At 60.9% G+C, this 20,874-nt stretch carries 24 protein-coding genes and 2 tRNA genes; 7 read left to right on the top strand and 19 right to left on the bottom strand.

Annotated elements, in window-relative coordinates; all coding sequences use genetic code 11:
• The first annotated feature begins 85 nt into the window (after positions 1-85).
• The 6 genes from L4923_RS19010 to L4923_RS18985 all read left to right on the top strand — a co-directional run bounded on the left by L4923_RS19010 (position 86) and on the right by L4923_RS18985 (position 7,622).
• The gene (locus L4923_RS19010; protein WP_239367968.1) at positions 86-2,011 is read left to right on the top strand and encodes an ABC transporter substrate-binding protein; all 1,926 of its coding nucleotides are present in this window, start codon (positions 86-88) and stop codon (positions 2,009-2,011) included.
• A 64-nt stretch (positions 2,012-2,075) separates the two neighbouring features.
• On the top strand, positions 2,076-3,113 hold the full coding sequence (locus L4923_RS19005; protein ID WP_239367966.1) for an ABC transporter permease: 1,038 nt from the start codon (positions 2,076-2,078) through the stop codon (positions 3,111-3,113).
• Positions 3,110-3,985: an ABC transporter permease gene (locus L4923_RS19000; RefSeq protein ID WP_239367964.1), complete on the top strand. Its 876-nt coding sequence runs from the start codon at positions 3,110-3,112 to the stop codon at positions 3,983-3,985. The genes L4923_RS19005 and L4923_RS19000 overlap by 4 nt, the downstream gene beginning before the upstream one ends.
• 20 nt (positions 3,986-4,005) lie before the next feature.
• Positions 4,006-5,682 (top strand): serine hydrolase domain-containing protein, encoded by a 1,677-nt coding sequence (locus tag L4923_RS18995; RefSeq protein ID WP_239367962.1) that lies wholly within the window; start codon positions 4,006-4,008, stop codon positions 5,680-5,682.
• Positions 5,679-6,797 (top strand): aminotransferase class I/II-fold pyridoxal phosphate-dependent enzyme, encoded by a 1,119-nt coding sequence (locus L4923_RS18990; RefSeq protein ID WP_239367960.1) that lies wholly within the window; start codon positions 5,679-5,681, stop codon positions 6,795-6,797. The genes L4923_RS18995 and L4923_RS18990 overlap by 4 nt, the downstream gene beginning before the upstream one ends.
• Positions 6,798-6,815: 18 nt before the next feature.
• Complete coding sequence (locus tag L4923_RS18985; RefSeq protein ID WP_239367958.1) at positions 6,816-7,622, top strand: M55 family metallopeptidase; 807 nt, start codon at positions 6,816-6,818, stop codon at positions 7,620-7,622.
• Positions 7,623-7,976: 354 nt separating this feature from the next.
• Here L4923_RS18985 and L4923_RS18980 read toward each other — a convergent pair.
• From L4923_RS18980 to L4923_RS18940, 9 genes are all read right to left on the bottom strand, one after another.
• Positions 7,977-8,052 (bottom strand) — tRNA-Phe (locus tag L4923_RS18980).
• 189 nt (positions 8,053-8,241) lie between these two features.
• On the bottom strand, positions 8,242-8,472 hold the full coding sequence (gene yacG / locus L4923_RS18975) for a DNA gyrase inhibitor YacG (RefSeq protein ID WP_239367956.1): 231 nt from the start codon (positions 8,470-8,472) through the stop codon (positions 8,242-8,244).
• Between the two features lie 98 nt (positions 8,473-8,570).
• On the bottom strand, positions 8,571-9,200 hold the full coding sequence (locus L4923_RS18970) for a Maf-like protein (RefSeq protein ID WP_239367954.1): 630 nt from the start codon (positions 9,198-9,200) through the stop codon (positions 8,571-8,573).
• Between the two features lie 27 nt (positions 9,201-9,227).
• The gene (gene infA / locus L4923_RS18965) at positions 9,228-9,446 is read right to left on the bottom strand and encodes a translation initiation factor IF-1 (RefSeq protein WP_006200926.1); all 219 of its coding nucleotides are present in this window, start codon (positions 9,444-9,446) and stop codon (positions 9,228-9,230) included.
• Between the two features lie 142 nt (positions 9,447-9,588).
• Positions 9,589-10,074: a UPF0262 family protein gene (locus L4923_RS18960; protein WP_239367952.1), complete on the bottom strand. Its 486-nt coding sequence runs from the start codon at positions 10,072-10,074 to the stop codon at positions 9,589-9,591.
• Positions 10,075-10,080: 6 nt separating this feature from the next.
• On the bottom strand, positions 10,081-11,373 hold the full coding sequence (gene hisD, locus L4923_RS18955) for a histidinol dehydrogenase (RefSeq protein ID WP_239367950.1): 1,293 nt from the start codon (positions 11,371-11,373) through the stop codon (positions 10,081-10,083).
• A gap of 2 nt (positions 11,374-11,375) precedes the next feature.
• Positions 11,376-11,810, bottom strand: coding sequence for a DUF2948 family protein (locus tag L4923_RS18950; protein ID WP_239367948.1), 435 nt, complete (start codon positions 11,808-11,810; stop codon positions 11,376-11,378).
• 142 nt (positions 11,811-11,952) lie between these two features.
• Positions 11,953-13,251 (bottom strand): UDP-N-acetylglucosamine 1-carboxyvinyltransferase, encoded by a 1,299-nt coding sequence (murA, locus tag L4923_RS18945; RefSeq protein ID WP_239367946.1) that lies wholly within the window; start codon positions 13,249-13,251, stop codon positions 11,953-11,955.
• Positions 13,252-13,466: 215 nt separating this feature from the next.
• Positions 13,467-13,643 carry a hypothetical protein gene (locus L4923_RS18940; RefSeq protein WP_239367944.1) on the bottom strand — a complete coding sequence of 59 codons (177 nt, stop codon included), beginning with the start codon at positions 13,641-13,643 and terminating at the stop codon, positions 13,467-13,469.
• 131 nt (positions 13,644-13,774) lie between these two features.
• Here L4923_RS18940 and L4923_RS18935 point away from each other — a divergent pair.
• Positions 13,775-13,849, top strand: a tRNA-Thr gene (locus L4923_RS18935).
• A gap of 99 nt (positions 13,850-13,948) precedes the next feature.
• On the opposite strand, the gene L4923_RS18930 is transcribed toward L4923_RS18935, so the two are convergent.
• From L4923_RS18930 to L4923_RS18885, 10 genes are all read right to left on the bottom strand, one after another.
• The gene (locus L4923_RS18930; RefSeq protein WP_239367942.1) at positions 13,949-15,154 is read right to left on the bottom strand and encodes a tyrosine-type recombinase/integrase; all 1,206 of its coding nucleotides are present in this window, start codon (positions 15,152-15,154) and stop codon (positions 13,949-13,951) included.
• Positions 15,155-15,721: 567 nt separating this feature from the next.
• Positions 15,722-16,069, bottom strand: coding sequence for a DUF4406 domain-containing protein (locus L4923_RS18925; RefSeq protein WP_239367940.1), 348 nt, complete (start codon positions 16,067-16,069; stop codon positions 15,722-15,724).
• Positions 16,062-16,361 carry a hypothetical protein gene (locus L4923_RS18920; RefSeq protein WP_239367938.1) on the bottom strand — a complete coding sequence of 100 codons (300 nt, stop codon included), beginning with the start codon at positions 16,359-16,361 and terminating at the stop codon, positions 16,062-16,064. The genes L4923_RS18925 and L4923_RS18920 overlap by 8 nt, the downstream gene beginning before the upstream one ends.
• On the bottom strand, positions 16,361-16,996 hold the full coding sequence (locus tag L4923_RS18915) for a hypothetical protein (protein ID WP_239367936.1): 636 nt from the start codon (positions 16,994-16,996) through the stop codon (positions 16,361-16,363). Before L4923_RS18915 ends, L4923_RS18920 begins: the two co-directional genes overlap by 1 nt.
• Positions 16,996-18,180, bottom strand: a complete 1,185-nt coding sequence (locus tag L4923_RS18910) for a hypothetical protein (RefSeq protein WP_239367934.1) — start codon at positions 18,178-18,180, stop codon at positions 16,996-16,998. The genes L4923_RS18915 and L4923_RS18910 overlap by 1 nt, the downstream gene beginning before the upstream one ends.
• Positions 18,173-19,012 carry an NADAR family protein gene (locus tag L4923_RS18905; RefSeq protein ID WP_239367932.1) on the bottom strand — a complete coding sequence of 280 codons (840 nt, stop codon included), beginning with the start codon at positions 19,010-19,012 and terminating at the stop codon, positions 18,173-18,175. The genes L4923_RS18910 and L4923_RS18905 overlap by 8 nt, the downstream gene beginning before the upstream one ends.
• Positions 19,012-19,299 carry a hypothetical protein gene (locus L4923_RS18900; protein WP_239367931.1) on the bottom strand — a complete coding sequence of 96 codons (288 nt, stop codon included), beginning with the start codon at positions 19,297-19,299 and terminating at the stop codon, positions 19,012-19,014. Before L4923_RS18900 ends, L4923_RS18905 begins: the two co-directional genes overlap by 1 nt.
• 47 nt (positions 19,300-19,346) lie before the next feature.
• A complete protein-coding gene (locus L4923_RS18895) occupies positions 19,347-19,865 on the bottom strand; it encodes a hypothetical protein (RefSeq protein WP_239367929.1) in 519 nt (172 codons plus the stop codon).
• Complete coding sequence (locus tag L4923_RS18890) at positions 19,862-20,140, bottom strand: hypothetical protein (protein WP_239367927.1); 279 nt, start codon at positions 20,138-20,140, stop codon at positions 19,862-19,864. The genes L4923_RS18895 and L4923_RS18890 overlap by 4 nt, the downstream gene beginning before the upstream one ends.
• A 149-nt stretch (positions 20,141-20,289) precedes the next feature.
• The gene (locus L4923_RS18885; RefSeq protein ID WP_239367925.1) at positions 20,290-20,757 is read right to left on the bottom strand and encodes a hypothetical protein; all 468 of its coding nucleotides are present in this window, start codon (positions 20,755-20,757) and stop codon (positions 20,290-20,292) included.
• Positions 20,758-20,874: the final 117 nt, after the last annotated feature.

Raw genomic sequence — 20,874 nt, 5'->3', positions numbered from 1 at the left:
CCTATCTACACATTGGACAGCAGCGCAAGTGTGCTCCTAGCCTGCCGGCAAAAAGCAAGAAACCTCCGCCAACCGGGAACCAACGATGAAGCGACTTCTAGTCCTTGCCTTGTGCCTCGGCCTCAGCGCCGCGGTACCGCCGGCCATCGCCGAAACCAAGAACCCTGGAACCTTCGTGTTCCTCTGGACGGACGACATTTTGTCGTTCGACCCAGCCTACATCGCCAACACGCCGAGCTCATATGGCGTATTGAACGTCTACAGCCGCCTGCTCAATTACAAAGGCTCCGAAATTTCCGAATTCGTCCCTGCGATTTCGACTGAGGTGCCGTCGCTGGAAAACGGCTTGATCAAGGAGGGTGCCGACGGTTCCGTCAGCTACACGTTCCCGATCCGCAAGGGCGTGCGCGCTCACCAGGTCGGCATCAAGGGTGCCGACGGCAAGATCACCTGGGAATATCTCGATAAGCTGACCGAGGAGCAGAAGGCCTCCATCGAGCCGGGCTATGGGGAAATCACCGCCGAGGATGTGCGCTATTCGTTGATGCGCGCCATACTGCAGGGCCAGTCCTGGATGTCCAACGCCATCACCGAAGTCGTCACCGCCGGCAAATATACCGACATCGCCAAATGGGTAGAAACCGAGGGCAAGGTCGAAAAGATCGCCGACGCCAGCCCGGAAGTTCTGCGCAAGGTCTATGACCAGCTGGCGTCGCAGTTCACCGTTGACGGCGACAAGGTCACGTTGACGCTGCCCAAATCTTTCCCGGCGACGCTGGGCGTCATCGCCCTGCCGTTCGGCACCTCGATCGTTGACAAGGAATGGGTCACGGATGTCGGCGGATGGAGTGGATCCGGCGACGACTGGATCAAGCACTACAAGCCGGAACTCGCTGCCGATCCGCTGTTCGACAAGGAGAATGGCACCGGGCCGTTCATGCTGGAAGAGTGGGATCGTACCGATCGCCGTATCACCATGAAGCGCTTCGAAAACTACTTCATGGGACCCGCCTCGCTTGAGCGGGTGGTCATGCGCACTGTCCCGGAATGGACGACACGCCGTCTGCAACTGTTGTCGGGCGACGCCGACTATGTCTGGGCGCCAGTCGAATTTCTCGATGAACTGAGTAAGACCCCGGGCGTCAAGGTCACGGATGGGCTGCCGAAGGTTTTCGGGCGTGGGCTGTTTTTCGCCTGGCCGCTCGACGATACCGACAATCCGGCCCTCGGCAGCGGCCAGTTGGATGGCAAAGGCATCCCGCCGGATTTCTTTGCCGATATCGACGTGCGCAAAGGCTTCAACTATGCGCAGAATTACGACGCACTGCTGAAGCAGGTGCTGCTGGACAAGACGGTGCAATCGCGCGGACCGACCGTGCGCGGCATCATGGGCTATCGTCCGGATTCGCCGATCTACACATACGATCCGGCCAAGGCCACGGAGCATTTCAAGAAGGCCTTCGGCGGCAAACTTTGGGAGACCGGTTTTACCTTCACGGCCTACGTCCAGGAAGGTACGCCGCAGGGCACCGCAGCACTTTCGGCCTTGCAGCAGGGGCTGCAGCGGATCAATCCCAAGTTCAGGATGCAAATCCAGTCGCTGCCATGGGCTTCAATCTCCGACAAGCTGAACAACCGCGAAAAGCCTGCCTCGCCGTTGACCTATATGGGCTGGGGCCCAGACTATTCCGATCCGGGCGGTCCGCTGGGCGCCGCTTCCTACTACCTGTCGCCGACCGGTCTTGTCGGCGGCATGGTCGGACAAGGCTATCGTGACCTGATGGCGGAGAAGTTCAAGCCGCTGCTGGACGAGGCGTGGGCGTCGAGCGATCCGGCCGTACGCGAGCCGATCTACGCCAAGCTGCAGGAGATGTCGCACGAATACGCCACCACACAGTTCCTGTGGGAGGATTTCGGTTACATCGTCACGCGTGACAACATCGATGGCTACGTCAACAACATGATCCTCTACGGGGCATGGGACTTCTATCCGATCAAGAAGGCGAACTGATCCGCCTCGCTTCCAGCCGGGTGGCATTGTCGCCCGGCTATTCTTTTCAACCGGATATTTTCATGTGCTGAACTATGCCCTGCGACGGCTGCTGATGTTGCCGGTCGTCATGTTTGCCCTGTCGCTGATGATATTTGCGCTGCAGATGTCGTTGACGCCGACGCAACGACTGGCGGCCTATGCCCCTTCGCCAGACTACCTGAAAGGCGGCCAGGAGAGCATCCGGCGCATGATCGAGCAGTATGGGCTCAACGATCCATTCTATATCCAGTACGGACGCTGGATCGGCAACGTCCTGAGCGGCAATCTCGGCTGGTCCGAGACCGCACGGCAGCCGGTGGGGACGGCGCTGTCCTCGCTGTTTCCCGCGACCATGGAACTGGTCGTCCTCGCCTTCGTCCCGGGCCTGCTCCTGTCGATCTATCTGGGCTCGCGTGCCGGCATCTACCTGAATAAATGGCCCGACCACCTGATCCGCTTCTTCACCATCGTAGGCTGGTCCTTCCCCGTCTACGTCTTCGGCCTGTTGATGCTGCTGATCTTCTATTCCGTGCTCGACTGGTTTCCGCCGGGACGCCTGAGCCACTGGGCGCAGGACGTCGTCACCTCGAACCAATTCGTCCGCTACACCGGCGCTAACACGGTCGACTCGCTGCTGAATGGCAATCTGCCGGTTTTCTTCGACTCCCTTCGCCATTTGGCCGCGCCGGCCATTTCGCTGATCTACGTCAATCTCGCCAGCATGACCCGCATCATGCGCACCTCGATGCTTGAGACCCTGCGCCAGGACTACGTGCGCACCGCGCGCGCCAAGGGCATGCTGCGCCGCGTCGTCGAACTGCATCATGCGCGGCGCAATGCCCTGCTGCCGGTGGCGACCATCGCCGGCATGGAACTCGCCACCATGATGGGCGGCGTCGTCATCACCGAAACTATCTTCGACTATGCGGGACTCGGCCAGTTTTCGGCCAAGGCTGCGGCCAATCTGGATTTCCCGGCCATCCTCGGGTTTGGCCTGTATTTCGTCGTGGTTCTGGTGGTGATGAATCTGATCGTCGACCTGATCTATCCGCTGCTCGATCCGAGGGTGAAGACGAAATGAAGGCGCTTCGCTACCTCCTGAAAAACCCGGTTTCGCTGTTTGGCGTCCTCCTGCTGCTGGCCTTCGTGCTGATCGCGATCTTCGCGCCGGTGCTGGCGCCGACGCAGGAATTCCAGATGTCGGCCTACGACACGCCGCGTGCCGGCTTCCTGGCCACCCCGCAACCGCCATCGGCGGAGGCGATCTTCGGCACGACCGAGGGGCAGTACGATATCTATTACGGGGTGATCTGGGGTACCCGCACAGCGTTCAAGATCGGCCTCGGTGTCGTCTCTATCTCGCTGCTGATCGGCACGATCATCGGCGCTGTCGCCGCCTTCTACGGCGGGTTGCTAGACGAGTTCCTGATGCGCGTCGTTGACGTGTTCATGGCCGTGCCTTTCTTCATTGCGGCTATGATGCTGGTTGCCCTGATGGGGAAGGGGGTGATTCCCGTTTTCATCGCGCTGACCACCTTCGGCTGGATGCCCTACGCTCGCGTAATTCGCAGTGAAATCCTGCGCTTGCGGGAGATGGATTATGTTCACGCGGCTCGAGCATACGGCGCCAGCGACATGCGGCTGATCGTGCTGCACATCCTGCCTAACGCCATCTTCCCGGTGCTGGTGCTGGCCACCATGGCGACCGGCTCGATGGTCCTCACCGCCTCGGCGCTTAGCTTCCTCGGCGTCGGTGCCGAGGAGGGCTATGCGGACTGGGGCCAGTTCATCGCCTATTCGCGCAACTGGATCATCGGCCAGTCCGGCAATCCCTTCCAGTATTGGTACACGCTGGCGTTTCCCGGCGCCGCGATCTTTCTGTTCGTCCTGTCATGGAACCTTGTCGGCGATGCGCTGCGAGACATGTTGGACCCGCGCCACCAAGCCCACTGATCAATCCTGAGGTAACGACCGTGACTTCGCTCTCCACCGCCGCGCTCCGACAATTCGAGGACCTGATCCGCCATGAAGTGGAGGACAAGGAAATCCCCTCCATTTCCTACGCCCTGGTCGACCGCGACGGTCTGTTGGGCGAGGGGCATATCCAGCGCCACGACCGCAGCTTCGACATGCGCGAGGATACCTGTTTCCGCATCGGCTCGATCACCAAGACGTTCACCTCGATGGCGATCATGCAACTGGTCGAGAAGGGCATCGTCGATCTCGACGTGGATGTTTCCGAATACATCCCGGGCTTCCAGCCGCTTAACCCCTTCGCCGGACGCGAAAGCGGGCCATACGGCTCGCATATCAGCCTGCGCAAGCTGATGAGCCACACTGCCGGCATCGTCCGAGAACCGAAGAGCGGCCACTATCTCGACGCCACCCGGCCGCCGCTTGCCGACACGGTCGCCGAACTGGCGACATCGACACTGAAACAGGATCCGAGCGCCGGCCTGATGCACTATTCCAATGCCGGCATCGCGGTGGTCGGCATGGTCATCGAGAAGATGACGAAGAAGAGCTACAGCGACTACATCTCGGAAAACATCCTGAGGCCCCTCGGCATGGGCCAGACATCGGCTGGCATGGCGCCGGGCGTGCGCGAGAGGCTGGCGCCGGCAGACATGTGGACCCTCGAGGGCGACAGTCCGGCGCCCGTGTTCAGCCTTGGCGGATCGCCGGCCGGCAACATCTTCTCGACCACCGGCGACATGGCCAGCTACGCCCGCTGCCTGCTGCGCGGCGGCTTCGCGCCCGACGGCCAGTCCATAGTTTCGCCGGCTTCCCTGCGAGAAATGTGGACACCGATCGGCAAGCGCCCGGCCGGCCACGACAAGACCTTGAACGGTTACGGCCTGTGCTTCGGTATCGGCGACGTGGATGGCTGGACCTCGGTCGGCCATGGCGGAGCGGTCTACGGCTACGCCTCGCAGATGATCCTGCTACCGGCGGCAGGTCTCGGCGTGCTGATGTTTGCGACGCTGGATTTCGTCAACCAGATCGCTTCGCGGCTGGGTGGCGACGGGCTGCGCATCGTCCTTGCCGAGCGGCGCATGGGCAAGCCGCTTGAGCGGCTGCAAAGCCCGCCGCCCATCCAGGAAGAACAGTTCAATACGCTGCCCGGCCATTACCGTCATGAAACCACGGGCGAGCTGGTCGAGGTCAAGGCCAAGGGCGGCAAGCTCTATCTGATGGGCGAGGGGGTGCCTTTGCAGATCAGGCCGGTTTCCGGCTCGGATTTCGTCATCGACGGACGCATCTACGGGCGGGGCGCCGATTATGCCCATATGAACGTCTCGTTCCCGGAAGCCGACGGCCTCGTCTGGAAGGGGGTGAAATGGTCACGCATCGACAAGCTGCCGACCGAAAAGGTGCCGCCAGAGATCGCTCCGCATCTCGGCGAATACGGCCCCGACTTCAACATTACCTACCTGTCCTACAGCCACGGTGAATTGAAGTGCCTGATCGAGTATTTCTGCACCCATACGTGCGAGCCGGTGGACGCCGGACGCTTCCGGATGCGCGGCCTGCTTTATGAAGAGGAAATCCTCGAACTCGATGCCGTGGACGATCACGGCCGGCGCGGCATCCGCGTCGGGCCGATGTTCCTGGAGCGCCGCAAGCCGGCGGCCGAGGCCGCAGCTTGAACCATCAGGCAACCCCGCCCGCGCCGCTGCCGGTTGTCATGCAGTCGCCGCTCGGTGCGCGCATGCGCATCAATGGCCGCGACGTCGATTACTTCTGCGGCACCAGCTACTTCTGCCTGCACGGCCATCCGCGGGTCATTGAGGCAGCCTGCGCGGCCACCCGGCAGTTCGGCATGGGACCTGGCACGCTGGCGCAGATGCAGGTGTACGTCGCTCTCCAGGATGAGTTGCAGGCCTGGTTCGGCGCCGAGCATGTCGTCAGCCTGATCTCCGGCTATTCCAGCCCGATGGCGATGTTGCAGGGGCTGCGCGACGATTTCGACGTGATCCTGATCGACGCCGCCACGCACTACAGTGCCCGCGATGCCATACCGACGCTTGACAGGCCCGTGCACAGCTTCCGCCATCTGGATGCCGGCAGCTTGGCTGAGGAACTGGACCGCTATGTCAAACCTGGCAAGCGTCCCGTCGTGGTGACCGACGGCGTCTTCCCATCATCGGGCGCGCTCGCGCCGTTGGCCGATTACCGCCAGGCGATGGTTCCTTATGAAGGCGCCATCCTCGCCGTCGACGATTCGCACGGGGTCGGCGTGCTGGGATCGAGCGGCCGCGGCGCGCTGCAGCATTTTGGGCTCGAAGCCGACGGCAACTACCTCGCCGGCACCTTAAGCAAGGCTTTCGGCGCGCTTGGCGGCATCATTCCGGGGAGCCAGTCGCTTGCCGACAAGATTGCCGCCAATGCCATGATCATGCGTGGTGCGTCACCCGTGCCGCCTGCTGCCGCTGCCGCCGCCATCGCTTCATTGCGCGTGCTGAAAGAGACGCCGGCAATGCGAGCCAACCTTGTCCGCAATGTCAGCCACGTGCGGGCTGGCCTGCGCAAGCTGGGTTTTGTGCTGGCCGATACGCCGGTACCGATCGTCAGCGTACGCGGCGACGTCGACTTCGAACAGCTGCGTCTGCAACTTGATGCCAAAGACATCGTGGTCAAGGTCACCAAGGCTTCGGGCTATTCCGACGCGCCCGACGTGCCGACGATGCGGCTGGCGGTGTTTTCCGAGCATTCCCCCGAGCAGATCGACCGGCTTCTGTCGTCGATGGCCGAGCTGTTGTGAAACCAAGGAACAATCATCATGAAGGTATTCATCAGCGCCGATATTGAAGGCACCGCGGGCATCACCAATTGGGATGAGGCCCGTAGGGATCATCGCGACTATGCGGAGTTCCGCGAATATATGACCGACGAGCTGGTCGCGGCCTGTGAAGGTGCCAAGGCGGCAGGCGCGACCGAAATCGTCGTCAAGGACGCCCACGCTTCCGCGCGCAACCTGAACCTGGCGAAACTGCCAAGCTATGTGCGCATCATCCGGGCCTGGAGCGGCCACCCGGACCTGATGATGTTCGGCATCGATTCGAGCTTCGCCGCGGCGCTCTACACCGGATACCACAACAAGGCCGGCACCGACACGAACCCGCTCGCGCACACGCTGACCGGCACCGTGTCGCGGCTGCTGATCAACGGCGAGGTCGCTTCCGAATATACGCTGAACGCATTGTGCGCGGCGCGCTACGGGGTGCCGTCCGCCTTTCTGGCCGGTGATGCCGGCATGTGCGCCGAGGCAAAGATGTTGGTGCCGGGCATTGGCACGGTGGCCACCAGCGAAGGTTTTGGCCCCGCAACGTCGTCGTTGTCGCCGCAGGCAGCCGTGGTCGCGATCCGAGATGGCGTGGAGGCAGCGCTGTCGCGCGACCTGAAAGCATGCCTGCCCAAGCTCGCCGACAGCTATGAGTTGGTCATCGAATTCACCACGCCGATCGAGGCCTATCGTGGCAGCTGGTATCCGGGGATGGAGCATCCGGCGGCACGCACGCTACGCTTCACGGCGAAGGACTTCTTCGACATACAGCGCGCTATCCGTTTCGTCGTTATCGGTAGCTGATCGGCATGGCTACATCTCGGTGGTAGGGATCGCGCGTCGGTTGGGCATCAGCCGTGTGAGCTTCTACGACTACTTCCCCAGGCACGGATTAACGCGAAAACGGCCAAGACATGATAAGTTCACTGGTTCGCGAGGAATGAGCGCGGGAGTGTAGGCTCTTCCCCTTATGGGCCAAGTGACTCCAAGCTAGTACTCATGGGTAATACCCGGATCGTCACCCACAAACTGATGCGTTGCAATGGTATATGGCGGTATATGGCGGTATATGGCGGTGCGCCATGAGCCGCCGAAACCAGCTAAATCATTGATTTGTATTGCTCTTTAGGACGCTATGGGAGGAGGTGGAAAAACAAATGGTGCCCAGGGGCGGAATCGAACCACCGACACTGCGATTTTCAGTCGCATGCTCTACCAACTGAGCTACCTGGGCATCTGGCCGGATCCGCGACCTGAAAACCAGGATCTGGACCTTGCCTGCTTGCCGGGCTGCGGCCCGAAAGCGAGCGGGGTTATAGCATGAGATTCCTGGCTGTCCAGCACCGCCGTGTCGATTTCGCCGGGAAAACAACTATCGCGTTGAAACGTCTGAAAAATCCATGCTTTTCGTTGCGCTAGGCCGTCAGTTTCCTGCGTCGCCTTGCGACTTGTCAGGCGTATTCGCCGGCAGCTCTTCTTCTGCCTCGCCGTCGTCGCCGGGGATGACATAGACGCCCTTCAGCCAGCGGTTGAGGTCTATGTCCTTGCAGCGTGTCGAACAGAACGGATAGGTGTCGCGCGCGGAGGGGCGTCCGCATTCGGGGCAGGGCCGTTTGGGACGCAGCGGCGTCACGGTGCTGTCGTTGATTGCCATCGTTCGCTTTCCGCAGTCTGCCTTGTCTGTTGGTCGCATGATCGCGTTCGAAAGGTCAGCGCCGTTTGCTTCGCCGACCTTCAGTTTCGGATAATGCTTTAAGACAGCCCGCGTTCCGGCCAGCCGCGATGGATGTCGAAGCCTTCTCCGGCCAGCAGCGCGGTGGTCTCGTAGAGCGGCAGGCCGACGATGTTGGAATAGGAGCCGGTCATTTTCACGACGAAGGCGCCGGCCAACCCCTGCACGCCATAACCGCCGGCCTTGCCGCGCCATTCACCGGAAGCGACATAGCGGTCGATCTCGGCGCGCGGCAGGCGCTTGAAGCGCACGCGCGTTTCCACCAGACGCTGCCGCTGCTTGCCGTCCGGTGTGATCAGGCACACGCCGGTATAGACGCGATGCGAACGGCCCGACAGCAGCTGCAGGCAAAAGGCGGCATCGTCACTGGTTTCCGCCTTCGGCAGGATTCGGCGGCCGACCGCAACCACCGTATCGGCCGCCAGCACATAGCCGCGTTCGGTCTCGGCATCGCCTTGCATCGAAGCAAAGGCCTTTTCAGCCTTCTCGCGGCAAAGGCGCTTGGCCAGCGATCGTGGATGCTCGGCGCGCTGCGGCGTCTCGTCGATATCGGCGGGCAGGATGCGGTCAGGCTCGATGCCGGCCTGCTGCAACAGCTCGATCCGGCGTGGCGACCCCGAGGCAAGCACGAGCTTGTGCATGGTGCTCATCGCATCTCCGGCCCGCAATCAGGTCTTTTACTTGAAGCGATAGGTGATGCGGCCCTTGGTGAGGTCGTAGGGCGTCATCTCGACCAGAACCTTGTCGCCCGTCAGGACGCGGATACGGTTCTTGCGCATGCGTCCAGCCGTATGGGCAATGATTTCGTGTTCGTTTTCGAGCTTCACGCGGAACATCGCATTGGGCAACAATTCTGTCACCACACCCGGAAACTCGAGGACTTCTTCCTTCGGCATTCGATACCTTTGGTTTGGATGGATATCCGGCGGGCCGGCCGGAATTGGCGCGGAACCTATATGATTATCGCCGCTTTGTGAACAAGCTTAATCGGCTTGTACTCAATGGTGTTATTCGGGACTTTTCTTGGCCTGTAACCCCTTATCCACGCCAGTGCAGCACGCAGACCAGCGTGAACAGCCGCCTGGCCGTGTCGAAGTCGATTTCGATCTTGCCGGCGAGCCTGTCCATCAGGGTTTGCGAGCCTTCATTGTGCAGCCCGCGCCGGCCCATGTCGATCGCCTCGATATGGCTCGGCGTCGAGGAGCGGATGGCGTCGTAATAGCTTTCGCAGATCAGGTAATAGTCCTTCACGATGCGCCGGAACGGCGTCAGCGACAGGATATGGGTGACGACATCCGTTCCGTCCTCGCGGCTGATGGCGAAGACCAACCGCGATTCGGCAAGGGAAAGCTTGAGCTTGTAGGGGCCGTTGCCGTCGTCGTTGACAGGGCGGAACGAGTTTTCCTCGATCAGGTCGAAGATGGCCACCGCCCGCTCATGTTCCACGTCGGGCGTCGAGCGGCCGATAGTCTCGTCGAGCTCGACGTCGATCAGCCTTGCGGTGTTTGGCCCGGCTCCCGACATGCCTGCCTACATGTTCAGCCGGATGGAGACGGAGCGGCCATGCGCGTCGAGCCCTTCGGCCGTGGCCAGCGCTATCGCTGCCGGTGCCAGCTGCCGCAACTGGTCGGGGCCGAGCTTCAGCAGCGACATGCGCTTGACGAAATCGAGCACGGAAAGCCCGGACGAGAAGCGCGCTGAACGCGCCGTCGGCAGCACGTGATTGGAACCCGCGACATAGTCGCCGATCGCTTCCGGCGTGTGGCGGCCGAGGAAGACGGAGCCCGCGTTGCGCAGGCGCGCGAGATACGCCTCCGGATCGTCGACCGCGAGTTCGAGATGTTCGGCGGCGATGCGATCGGCCAGCGGCAGCGCGTCTTCCAGATCGCCCACCAGGATCACCGCGCCGAAGTCGCGCCAGCTGGCTGCCGCAGTCTCGGCGCGCGGCAAGGTGGCGAGCTGGCGCTGCACGGCAGCTTCGACGGCCGCGGCGAAGGCGGCATTATCGGTGATCAGGATAGACTGCGCCGAGGCATCGTGTTCGGCCTGCGCCAACAGATCGGCGGCGATCCAGTCGGGATCGTTCTTGCCGTCGGCGATCACCAGCACTTCGGACGGGCCGGCGATCATATCGATGCCGACGGTGCCGAAGACCTGGCGCTTGGCAGCCGCTACATAGGCATTGCCGGGGCCGACGATCTTGGCCACCGGGCGAATGGTTTCGGTACCATAGGCAAGGGCGGCCACGGCCTGCGCGCCGCCGATGCGGTAGATTTCCGAAACGCCGGCGAGATCGGCCGCCACCAGCACCAGCGGGCTGATGATGCCGCCGGACGCTGGCACAACCATGACGATGCGTTCCACACCAGCCACCTTGGCCGGCACGGCATTCATCAGCACCGAACTCGGATAGCTGGCGGTGCCGCCGGGCACATAGAGCCCGACCGCCTCGACCGCCGTCCAGCGGGAGCCCAGTTCGACGCCGAGTGGATCGGTGTAGCGGTCGTCCTTCGGCAACTGGCGCTGATGGTGCGAACGGATGCGGTCGCGAGCGAATTTCAGCGCTTCCACGGTTTCCGGGTCGGCTGCCGCATAGGCGGCCTCGATGTCGGCGCGCGAGACGGCAATGCCGAGGCTGCCGAGATCGGCCTTGTCGAAGCGCAGCGTATAGTCGATCAAAGCCTTGTCGCCTCCGGCGCGCACACGGGCGATGATGTCGCGCACCACGGCTTCGACGTCGGCCGAAACCTCGCGCTTGGTAGCGAGGAAGGCGGTGAAACGTGTTTCGAAATCCGGATCGGCAGAGCGCAGTGTGACGGCCATGCTCAGCCCCTGTGAACCGGCCGCGAGGAGGCCTGCCAGGCGCCGCCGAGATCGGCAAGGCGGGCCTCGACATATTCGACTTCCAGCATGATGGTGCCGTTGCCGGCGAAGATCAGCTCGATGATGCCGGCGGGCGGAGCGATCGGAATGAAGCTGACGGCCAGCAGCGACAGCACTTCTTCCGATTTCTCGCGCGCGATGCCGCTGGTCTTCACTGCCAGCACGCGCTCGAAATGCAGCACGCTTTGCCGGCGTTCATTGTGCTTGCGGAAGAAACCGGAGCGCACTTCCCAGGCGAAGCGGTTCATCGGCATGACGAAGCGCTTCCAGGTGGGCAGATATTCGAGGTCGCCCACCTTCATGACGGCATCCTGGACATGGGCCGAAATAATGCCCAGGTCCTGCTCGTCCAGCGCCAATAACTTCAAAGCGTCCATGCGGATACCGCACCTGCGAAGGTTTTGTTGTCTTACCTTCTGTTAGGCGGTCTTTCTGGCGGGCGCAACCGGGAGAGGGGGAGTAGCGAGTGGCGAATAGCGAATAGGGGAAATTGGCCACTATTCGCTATTCGCCACTCGCTTAGCCGCTGATCCGCTCGATCACCGCGCCGCAGCCCGACAGCTTGTCTTCCAGCCGCTCGAAGCCGCGGTCGAGATGGTAGATGCGGTTGACGGTGGTCTCGCCTTCGGCTGCGAGGCCGGCGATGACCAGCGAGACCGAAGCGCGCAGGTCGGTCGCCATCACGGGCGCGCCCTTCAGCTTCGACACGCCATCGACGATTGCCGTCTGGCCGGAAAGCGTGATGCGGGCGCCGAGACGGGCCAGCTCCTGCACGTGCATGAAGCGGTTTTCGAAGATCGTCTCGGTGATGTGCGACTTGCCCTTGGCCTTGGTCATCAGGCCCATGAACTGCGCCTGCAGGTCGGTCGGGAAGCCGGGGAAGGGCTCGGTGGTGATGTCGACCGGCGAAATGCCGGCGCCGTTGCGCCTCACGCGGATGCCCTCATTGGTCGGCGTGATCTCGGCGCCGGTCTGGCCGATCACGTCGAGCGCGGTTTGCAAGAGGTCGGGCTGGGCGTCCTTCAGCAGCACGTCGCCGCCAGCCATGGCGACCGCCATGGCATAGGTGCCGGTTTCGATGCGGTCCGGGATGACGCGCACATTGGCGCCGTGAAGCTGATCGACACCGTCGATGGTGATGGTCGAGGTGCCGGCGCCATGGATCTTGGCGCCCATGGCGTTCAGGCATTCGGCGAGGTTGACGACTTCCGGCTCGCGGGCGGCATTTTCCAGCACGGTTTCGCCGCGGGCAAGTGCCGCCGCCATCATCAGCACGTGGGTGGCGCCGACCGAGACCTTCGGGAACACGTAGCGATTGCCCTGCAGGCGGTTCTTGGCCTTGGCGATGACATAGCCGTTGTCGACATCGATGTCGGAGCCCAGTGCCTGCAGGCCGTCGATGAAGAGATCGACCGGGCGGGTGCCGATGGCGCAGCCGCCAGGCAGCGACACGCGCGCTTCGCCCATGCGGGCCAGCAGCGGGCCGATCACCCAGAACGAGGCGCGCATCTTGGAGACCAGCTCGTAAGGCGCCGTGGTGTCGACGATGTCGCGCGCGGTGAAGTTGATGGTGCGCGAATAGCCGCCGCCATTGCCGTTCTGGTGATCGCGCTTGCCGTTCACCGAATAGTCGACGCCGTGATTGCCGAGAATGCGGATGAGCTGCTCGACATCGGCCAGATGCGGCACGTTCTCCAGCGTCAGCGTGTCGCCGGTCATCAGCGCAGCGATCATCAAGGGCAGGGCGGCGTTTTTGGCGCCGGAGATTGGGATGGTGCCGGCGAGCTCGCGGCCGCCGACGATCCTGATGCGATCCATGAAAGAGTGTCCCTCAGCCGGAAGCCGGCTTAAATCGGTTGTGTTTGGGCCGCCCTCTAAACCATTGGTCGGTCCGGTTCAAGGAATAGAGCATGTCGCGCAAAAGTGTGCAGCGGTTTTGCGCGAACGACATGCTCGGAAACAAAGGCCAAATGCGCCATGAGTGCATTTGGATTTCGTGAAGTCGGCACAGGAATGGCCGTGCACTGATTCCCTTACTCTTCTTTTTTCTGTTCCTTCGATGCGGCAAGCCCGTCGGGCCTGGTGTCGGCTTCGCCGGTGCGGCGCGACCTGAGCTGCGCCTTGCGCTTCTGCAGGTTCGTACGCAGGGCTTCCGCCAGCCTGGCCTTGCGGCGATCGCCCCTCGATTCCGGCTTGGTCTTGTCGTTCATGGTCTCGCCTAGTCCTTAACAATGCATAACCGACATTGTGGCGCGGCCATGTCCGAATGTCTGTTGGAAATAGCTGCTATAGCAACTTGCACTCGGCGATTCATTGTGGCAGAAGGCGCCGCATTCACGATGCTGCCGTAGCTCAGTGGTAGAGCACTCCCTTGGTAAGGGAGAGGTCGAGAGTTCAATCCTCTCTGGCAGCACCATTCCTCCTAATAAAATCAATGGTTTAGCGACTTGATAACAGTCGCAGATTTATGTGTTTTTCTGCCACTGCACGAGTTTTGTCGTGTTTTTTGGCCTTTTTACGTGCAGTTTCCGTGCAGTCGGGATTCGTCACGAATCAGGTCATTCCTCTTTCCGGTGCCCGCAGCCAGCTTGCCAAAGCAAAGGGCGGGAAAAAGTACGCATGGCATCGCACGCCATGCGGGCGGAACCGGAAGTTTGTCGATCGCCTCAATCAGCGGAACCTGCGGCACGTTGGTATATCGACGGCTCATGTCTGTCACGGCATGTCCAAGTATCTGGTCTTTGCTGTACGGATGAACGCCTGCAACAACCAAGGCGGTCGATACTGTGTGGCGGGCCGTGTAGGGAGAAACATCCAGTATTTTGGTGCGCCTGCGCGCACCGTGGATGGCTGACTTCAGGCCACCGCCGCCCTTGCCTTTCTCATCCGTTACAATTGCCGTGTAGGGATTGCCGCGCGGCGTGCGGAATAGTGTGCCGCCATCTTCCTTGGCGCGGCGGACTAGCGGGCCAAGCCACTCGCATAGAAACCAGTGCAGCGGAACGCCGCGAGGCTCGCCGGTCTTCGATGATTTCACGACAAGCCACCGGCCCGGTAGGTTCACATCGGCCGCGGTCAGTGCAAAAACCTCAATCGGACGCATGCCTGTATAGAACAGGAACGTCATAAGCATGGCCGGGTCAGGAGACATGGCTGCCACAAACTCGGCCGCGCGTTCATAATCTACCGGCTCGGTTCCGCTTCTTGATGGTGTGGATTGCGTAACGTTCGTACCCTTCGCCTTGCGCGGTCGGCTCCATTTCTTTGGTGGGGCTAGCTTGCGCGACTCGGACGAAGCGAAGTTCCATACCGCAATGAATGGCGTGTAGACATTTCTAATCAACGTCTCGCGTGAGGCACCCGGCTTGCATAGTGCGATAGCCGCCTTGTCCAAGTCATCCTGCGTGATGGATGCCATCTTGCGATCGTCGAAGTGAGGCATCAGCCCATGGACAGCGCCAGACTTATCTTCACGCAGAAGATAGGTCATGTCGCCGCCGTTCTTGAGGTAGGCGCGGGCCGCCTCTTCAAAAGTTGTCGTGGCAACCTTGCCGTGAACACTTTCCGTTAGGACGCGAGCTTGTAGCTTGATGAGGAGCGATTTTGCGGTCGCTTCGTCTTTGGTCTTAGTAGATCTGAATACTTCTTTTCCTGTGCTGTCGGTACCTCGGATATACCAATTGGCGCTTCCAGGACGCTTGGTGAGCTTGAATTCCGACATTGCATTGCATTCCACAATTGATTGATGTGAGTCTGACTGAACAACTTTCGATTGCCGTTCTTGGCATAGTACGGAAAGTCGATTGTCAGGGACGTTAGACTCTGGCGGCTGATTTTAAGCCAGATGCAAGTCTCTTCAACCGAGTAGATGCCTGGCGGCACCCCGAGTCCGTTATCGTTATCTGGTTTCATGATTTTAATTCCTGTGCCTGGAGCGCGCGGAGGAGTGCGAGGATGAGCGCTATCGCCGGTGTAGGCATTTCTGAGCCGTCCCATGGACCGCCGCCATTTCGGTCATCCCAGACGGAAGCCTCATAGCCTTCGTGGTCGTATGGCGCTTTTCCTACCGACCACGCAAACCATTCCGGCAGCACTCGCTCAGTAAGCGCTACGGCTGAGTCTGTTGAGGCGGTTACAGCAGGGCATGTTGCGTCTGTGAAGTGTTCACCAGCGAACGTGTACCAGTGGTCGGTTGGATTGCCAGCGACTGCTCTGCAGATCGCGGCGTCCACTTCCCGATCCGGCCCTGTCAGCCGTTCCACCCGCTCTATGAGGGCTGTGAGGTCAGTCATGGTCCACCCCCAACATCATCAACGAACGGCAGGTTCCATGCGGACCACTCGATAATGTCGAGCCCGCAATTTTCAGCCAGTCCGCGTTCAGTGGTTGCGCCTTTGGAATTCTGCCAACCGGGCAGCAGAACGAGCGTATCGGCGCGATTGCAGATGAAGTCGCAGTATTCTGCGAAAGCCTTGCGCTTCGGGAAGATTGATTCCGTCCACGTGAATTCGCGCGGGTTGTAGACCTCGTGCCCTTCGGCTCGCAGTTCCGTGGCCACCCGCATGAACAGTGGATGGTTCTTCTCGGGCATGCCGGTGATTGGGCCGCTCAGATAGATCGTGCGTTTCTCAATCATCCTCGCCCCCTGTGAGTGCGCGGAGGGAGAAGGCGTCGAAATGTTCCAGAATCTGGCGGCGGCCCGCGTCAGTTGCGGTCTGCGACTGGTAGTGCGGTGTCAGCCGTTCGATTTCCTGCCGGAACCTCTCCACCGTCACCTTATCCAGATCGTCGGGACCAAGGATGCGATAGCCGGCAGCGGTGAGGGCTTCGATCGCGATACGCGCGATGGCTCTATCATCAGCATCGACATCATTCCCGCCAAACCACCGCTGGCAAATGGCTTTCGCAATTACGTCACGCGCGCTCATCACTCGCCCCTCTCTGCCGGCACTAGGGCGGTCTGCCCTCCCGGCTGGGTTGCGGCGCGGATGGCTGCTTCGATCTCCGGCTTAACCTGCCGGTTCTCATGTGGGCAGTTGATGTACATGCATGCCAGATGGCGAGAGCAAGAACTCGGGCTGTAGCAGCCATTCGGCCATGCCGGCTCATCGATGACAAGCGGTTGACGATCAACGCGCTTGATCTTCAGTTTCGGCTTTGCACGCTCCTCCGCAAGCTCTGCGGCGAGGCGGTCGCGCTCGGCTTCGGTGGCCTTGATGCGCTCATTGAAGGCGGTTCGGTATTCCTCGATCTGCGCCGAATAGTGGAAAGCCTTGCTGGCGGCGTCGATGCTCTTCCTGTCGCCTATGAGATAGATGCCGTTGGTCGAGTAGCCGCAAATCTCGGTGGCGTCGGCGTATGGGAACAGTCGGCGCTTGGCCTCATCTCGTTCCGCCCTTGCCTCGGCTAGTTGGCGCTCTAGCGTGGCTATGCGGGTGTCTTGGTCAACGATCACGTCGCGGGCGTTATGAAGATAGCTTTCGGCCCATTCTTTGGAACCGTGCTGGCAGCTTGTGTAGCCGTCTTCCAGCCATGCAAGCAGATGAGTGCTGCGCTCTGTCATCACTTGCCTCCCTCATCGGCTGGAGACGCAGGGAGAGCGGTGGCACGGTCCAGCCGTTCGATTTCAGCGATGATCAGCGCGCCGGCCTTGACTAAATCACGGCGGCGGTTTGTTGGCTTGAACCATGACCTTTCCCAAGGCCAATAGTATTGCATCAGCCCCTTTAGAATGTCGTTTAGGCTGTAGCCGCCAGTTGCGTTTCGGTAGTCGGTCCGGCAGCTTCCCGCGATCACCGCATAGATGCCCGCCGCCCGCGCCATTTCACCATCGTTATGACGATCGTCATGCTCCGGCGTCCAGCCTTCAGCATCAACTTGCCGCTTCCGTTCACTCAATATGTCGGCGACTGCCTGCCAGCCTGCGGGCGCACCAGAGAGGGCGGCGAACCGGTCGATGATCCGCTGTTGCATCGTAGGAACGTCTACAGTGCGACCGGGGATGGTGCTGCCTCTGAATTCGCCGTCGCCGCCCGTGGCCAAGTCCAAGGTCTGGATGGCGTCTTCATAGCCGTCGCGGACGCCGATTTCATACGCTTCGTCGGCATCGTTCGGCAGGTCTTTGTATGGAATTATGGTCCAAGCGTCTTCATCTTCGCGGTGAACTGCCTCGGCGTCCTCACGTCGCGCGAAGCGGGTCGCCTGCTCGCGGTTCTCGGTCCACGCCGGCATTCCGTCCGTCCAAATCCGCCAGCGCTTCCGGTCGCCACTCCCGACTATCCAGGCGTATTCGTGCGTGGCCGCCTCCACCGTTGCGGGCGTGGGTGAGACCGGGGTGGCGTAGAGGGGTTCGACTTCCCATCCCTCATTTTCGCGCTGCTTCGCCACCATTTTGTTCTCAGTAAGAGCCCAAGGGGTTGGGCGCCCCGTGTTGGGATATACCCAGCGATATCGCCACGCCATTGGTTGCGCCGGCTCTCCCGGCTCCAGTGCTGAGATGAAACGTGGATCCAGTGGGTGAGGCATGAATTCAACGGGACTAACCGGGCTTTCCGCCTCCAAATCCCACCAGTAGCCGCCGCGATGGTCGTTCCATACAGCCTCATAGGTCCGACCGTCTTCGTCTCGAACCCATACCGGATAGGAGTTTTTCAGCGTGACTGTGCCGAATTGCTGCACCGTCGCAATCGAATTGTCGGCTTCAGAGATGGGTCGCCACGCGGACGCTGGCTGCTGTGCGCTAGACATTGGCTGGGCCTCCAGATGCGGCGCGGAGTTCGGCACGGACTTCCATCCAGAGTTTGCCGAGCATGTTCTTGCCGTCGCGATTTGATCCCCAGCCCCAGAAGTCATCGCGCCAGGAGTTTTCGACCAACTCGCGGTCGCCTGTCGCCAACAGCTTGCGGCGCACGTACTCGTGCTGTTCGGCCTTGGCGCGAATGATCATCCGCATCTTTTCGACCTTCACATCGTTCCAGTCGGCCCGTTGAAGGGTCTTGTTCTCCTGGGCAATCTTGAAAGCGTCATGGGCTGATCGAGCTTCGCGCACGGCCTTGGCCACCATCAAAGCGGCTTCGGTGGGTTGTGCGCCACCCAATTTGCCGTTTGCCGCGCCAGTGGCGAAACGCAGCCAATGATACAGATGCTCAGATGTTTTGAAGTGGCCGCGACTGGCCCACTCAACTTCAAAGCTGCTGAAATTCGACAGGACGTAGAAATCCTGCTCGTAAAAGCAGACGCGCTCCGGCGTATCGAGGCCGTGGCATTCGATCCCATTCGGCTCCATCACCCCTTCCGCCCGCTCCAGCCTTGCGGAGAGAGCGGAGAGGGTGGTGGCGGCTTCCCACATGTCGTCGGACGCGCCTTCGACATCGTAGAGTTCTTCGCCGTTGTCGCCCTCGCCGGTACGCTGACACCCGGCCTGTAGGCGCTCCACCAACTCGGCTACGTCTGCCGGGAGAAGGGCGGACAGGTAGGCGGTGATGGCGTCTTCAGCTACCGATCGCGGCATATCGCTTTGATCGGGATGCGCGCTGCTTATCACCTGATATGCGGCTTCCAGCGCCTTGGCATCCAACATCACGCCACCCTCCGATTGCGAGGCTTCCCGCTCTGCTTGCCAACCGGCTTGTTGTCGTTCGCCGGTTCTTCCTCCCGTGAGGCAAACCTCTCGAGCATACCAGCCATGTTGTCGGCCCACGTTGCGCCCTTCTGGCGATAGTAGACAGCAACGTTGCGCAGGATGTGCGGCTCGGTGTCGGTGGCGATTTTGTTGATGCACGATGCGCGGCCGTAGGCTTCGTTCCACTCGCCGTTGGGATTCGGGCTCCAGGCTGCGTCAAGGTCGTTGATGTTGGTGGTGGTCATTGGTTCCTCCATTTGCGGCGGGTTGTGCGGGGCACAACGGGCCGCTGTTAGCGGTAAGCGTTGTTGGCGGCGGTTAGCAAAAGCCTGCGCACACGGGCGCACCGAAAAGGCTGTTGATCGCCACGATTACGACGAACATTGAAACCGGCCACGTTAGTACAAAGGCCAATGCGCCGATAAGTCCGGCGCCTATGGCCACACCGAGAAACATACGCTTCATGTTTGCCTCCCGTTGGCCACACGACGACGCCAAGCGGTCTCGCCGTGCTGTTCCAGAAAATTGTCAAGGCGATCGCCAAGCGCGGCAAACAACATCGCGATTTGAACCAAGTGGCTACCGCTGCCTCAACGCGAGTCTTGGCTTCCTCAAGTGTTTCGAAGTCGGTCGTGCCGTCCTTCATCTTTATGCCTGGAAGCTCTATGGATGCTCGGTAACTTTTAGGGTCGTGGCGGCTGCGCGTACCGTTGTACGAGGCGGCGCCAACTACGACCTTGCCGAGAACGAAGTTTTCTCCATTCTGATAGGGGCCGGTTTGTTTGACCCATTTTCCGGTTGGGGCTGTCATAGTTCTTCCTCCGGATGCATGGCCAACATGAACTCAAGAACGGTTGACGCGCAGAAGTCGTCCTCCATTCTGATATATTCGTCGCGAGCCCGTTCCGGTACGTTCCACAAACCATTCCAGCGTTCGTTGGCAGCCTCTTTGGCGCGAACGTCTCTGGCCTCAGCGGTGTCGTATCCCTGCTGCCATTGCTTGCGTTTGTAGTCGTCCTTATAGGGGTTGTTGAGCCATCCGCGGGCGTAATCGCGCTCGCCTTGGCCGTGCGGGTTGTTGCTCACAACAGCACCCACATAGCCACAAGCGCGCTAACGACAGCGCAAGCCATAATGAGCGCAACGGTAAAGCGCGGTAGCGACGCCAACGGTAGGCTGGCGAGGCGTAACAGGCGGAAGGTGGCCGGAGAACACGGCCAGTGGTGGGAGGGTGGTCATGACAAGTCCGCCGCAATGCCGCTCACAAGCTTGCCGCCAACCACAATTGCGGATGGTGCCCAACCGCCACGTGCTATGCGCAACCATTGTTCATAAGTTGCGGTTTCGTTGGCGAATGCGCTAGCCCCAGTGTCGGCCAGCCATTTCGCCAATTCTTCGGGCGTTGCGAAGGCGGGGGAGATTGGAGTGCCCTCCGATGTGTCCTCATACATCATGAAGTGCGTGCGCTGGTCTTCGGGCCAGTCAGGCATGTATTCGTCTTCTTTGGGCGCGCTGCCATAATAGTCTAGCGCAGCCTCAAGACCTTCCGCGTTAGCCTTCTCCATGAATTCTTCGGCAGCTTCCTTATAACCGCCGTCGAACATTGGAATGTACCGGCCAACCGCCCTATCAAAGGGCGCATTGTCTTTTGTGTAGCGCGGGTGCTGCCAATCGGCAGGCACCATTCTTACTTCACGTCCCATCTTCCCGCACTCCATTCTGGAGCTAGGCCGCACGTGGCGGCTACGGGTTAAGTCTTAGGCGATTTCGCCTATCAAGTCAATAAAAATATGCGAAACCGCCTAGTCGCCTAGTCGCTA

Source organism: Terribium retamae (genome assembly GCF_022347545.1).
GTDB classification, from domain to species: Bacteria; Pseudomonadota; Alphaproteobacteria; order Rhizobiales; family Rhizobiaceae; genus Mesorhizobium; species Mesorhizobium retamae.
Note: the sequence above shows the minus strand (reverse complement) of the source record. Positions and strands in the feature narration are given on the sequence as shown.

Coding starts and splice junctions, on each gene's coding strand:
- L4923_RS19010 (WP_239367968.1), top strand. CDS start 86: ATGAAGCGACTTCTAGTCCTTGCCTTGTGCCTCGGCCTCAGCGCCGCG.
- L4923_RS19000 (WP_239367964.1), top strand. CDS start 3,110: ATGAAGGCGCTTCGCTACCTCCTGAAAAACCCGGTTTCGCTGTTTGGC.
- L4923_RS18985 (WP_239367958.1), top strand. CDS start 6,816: ATGAAGGTATTCATCAGCGCCGATATTGAAGGCACCGCGGGCATCACC.
- yacG (WP_239367956.1), bottom strand. CDS start 8,472: ATGGCAATCAACGACAGCACCGTGACGCCGCTGCGTCCCAAACGGCCC.
- L4923_RS18970 (WP_239367954.1), bottom strand. CDS start 9,200: ATGAGCACCATGCACAAGCTCGTGCTTGCCTCGGGGTCGCCACGCCGG.
- infA (WP_006200926.1), bottom strand. CDS start 9,446: ATGCCGAAGGAAGAAGTCCTCGAGTTTCCGGGTGTGGTGACAGAATTG.
- L4923_RS18960 (WP_239367952.1), bottom strand. CDS start 10,074: ATGTCGGGAGCCGGGCCAAACACCGCAAGGCTGATCGACGTCGAGCTC.
- hisD (WP_239367950.1), bottom strand. CDS start 11,373: ATGGCCGTCACACTGCGCTCTGCCGATCCGGATTTCGAAACACGTTTC.
- L4923_RS18950 (WP_239367948.1), bottom strand. CDS start 11,810: ATGGACGCTTTGAAGTTATTGGCGCTGGACGAGCAGGACCTGGGCATT.
- murA (WP_239367946.1), bottom strand. CDS start 13,251: ATGGATCGCATCAGGATCGTCGGCGGCCGCGAGCTCGCCGGCACCATC.
- L4923_RS18940 (WP_239367944.1), bottom strand. CDS start 13,643: ATGAACGACAAGACCAAGCCGGAATCGAGGGGCGATCGCCGCAAGGCC.
- L4923_RS18930 (WP_239367942.1), bottom strand. CDS start 15,154: ATGTCGGAATTCAAGCTCACCAAGCGTCCTGGAAGCGCCAATTGGTAT.
- L4923_RS18925 (WP_239367940.1), bottom strand. CDS start 16,069: ATGATTGAGAAACGCACGATCTATCTGAGCGGCCCAATCACCGGCATG.
- L4923_RS18920 (WP_239367938.1), bottom strand. CDS start 16,361: ATGAGCGCGCGTGACGTAATTGCGAAAGCCATTTGCCAGCGGTGGTTT.
- L4923_RS18915 (WP_239367936.1), bottom strand. CDS start 16,996: ATGACAGAGCGCAGCACTCATCTGCTTGCATGGCTGGAAGACGGCTAC.
- L4923_RS18910 (WP_239367934.1), bottom strand. CDS start 18,180: ATGTCTAGCGCACAGCAGCCAGCGTCCGCGTGGCGACCCATCTCTGAA.
- L4923_RS18905 (WP_239367932.1), bottom strand. CDS start 19,012: ATGTTGGATGCCAAGGCGCTGGAAGCCGCATATCAGGTGATAAGCAGC.
- L4923_RS18900 (WP_239367931.1), bottom strand. CDS start 19,299: ATGACCACCACCAACATCAACGACCTTGACGCAGCCTGGAGCCCGAAT.
- L4923_RS18895 (WP_239367929.1), bottom strand. CDS start 19,865: ATGACAGCCCCAACCGGAAAATGGGTCAAACAAACCGGCCCCTATCAG.
- L4923_RS18885 (WP_239367925.1), bottom strand. CDS start 20,757: ATGGGACGTGAAGTAAGAATGGTGCCTGCCGATTGGCAGCACCCGCGC.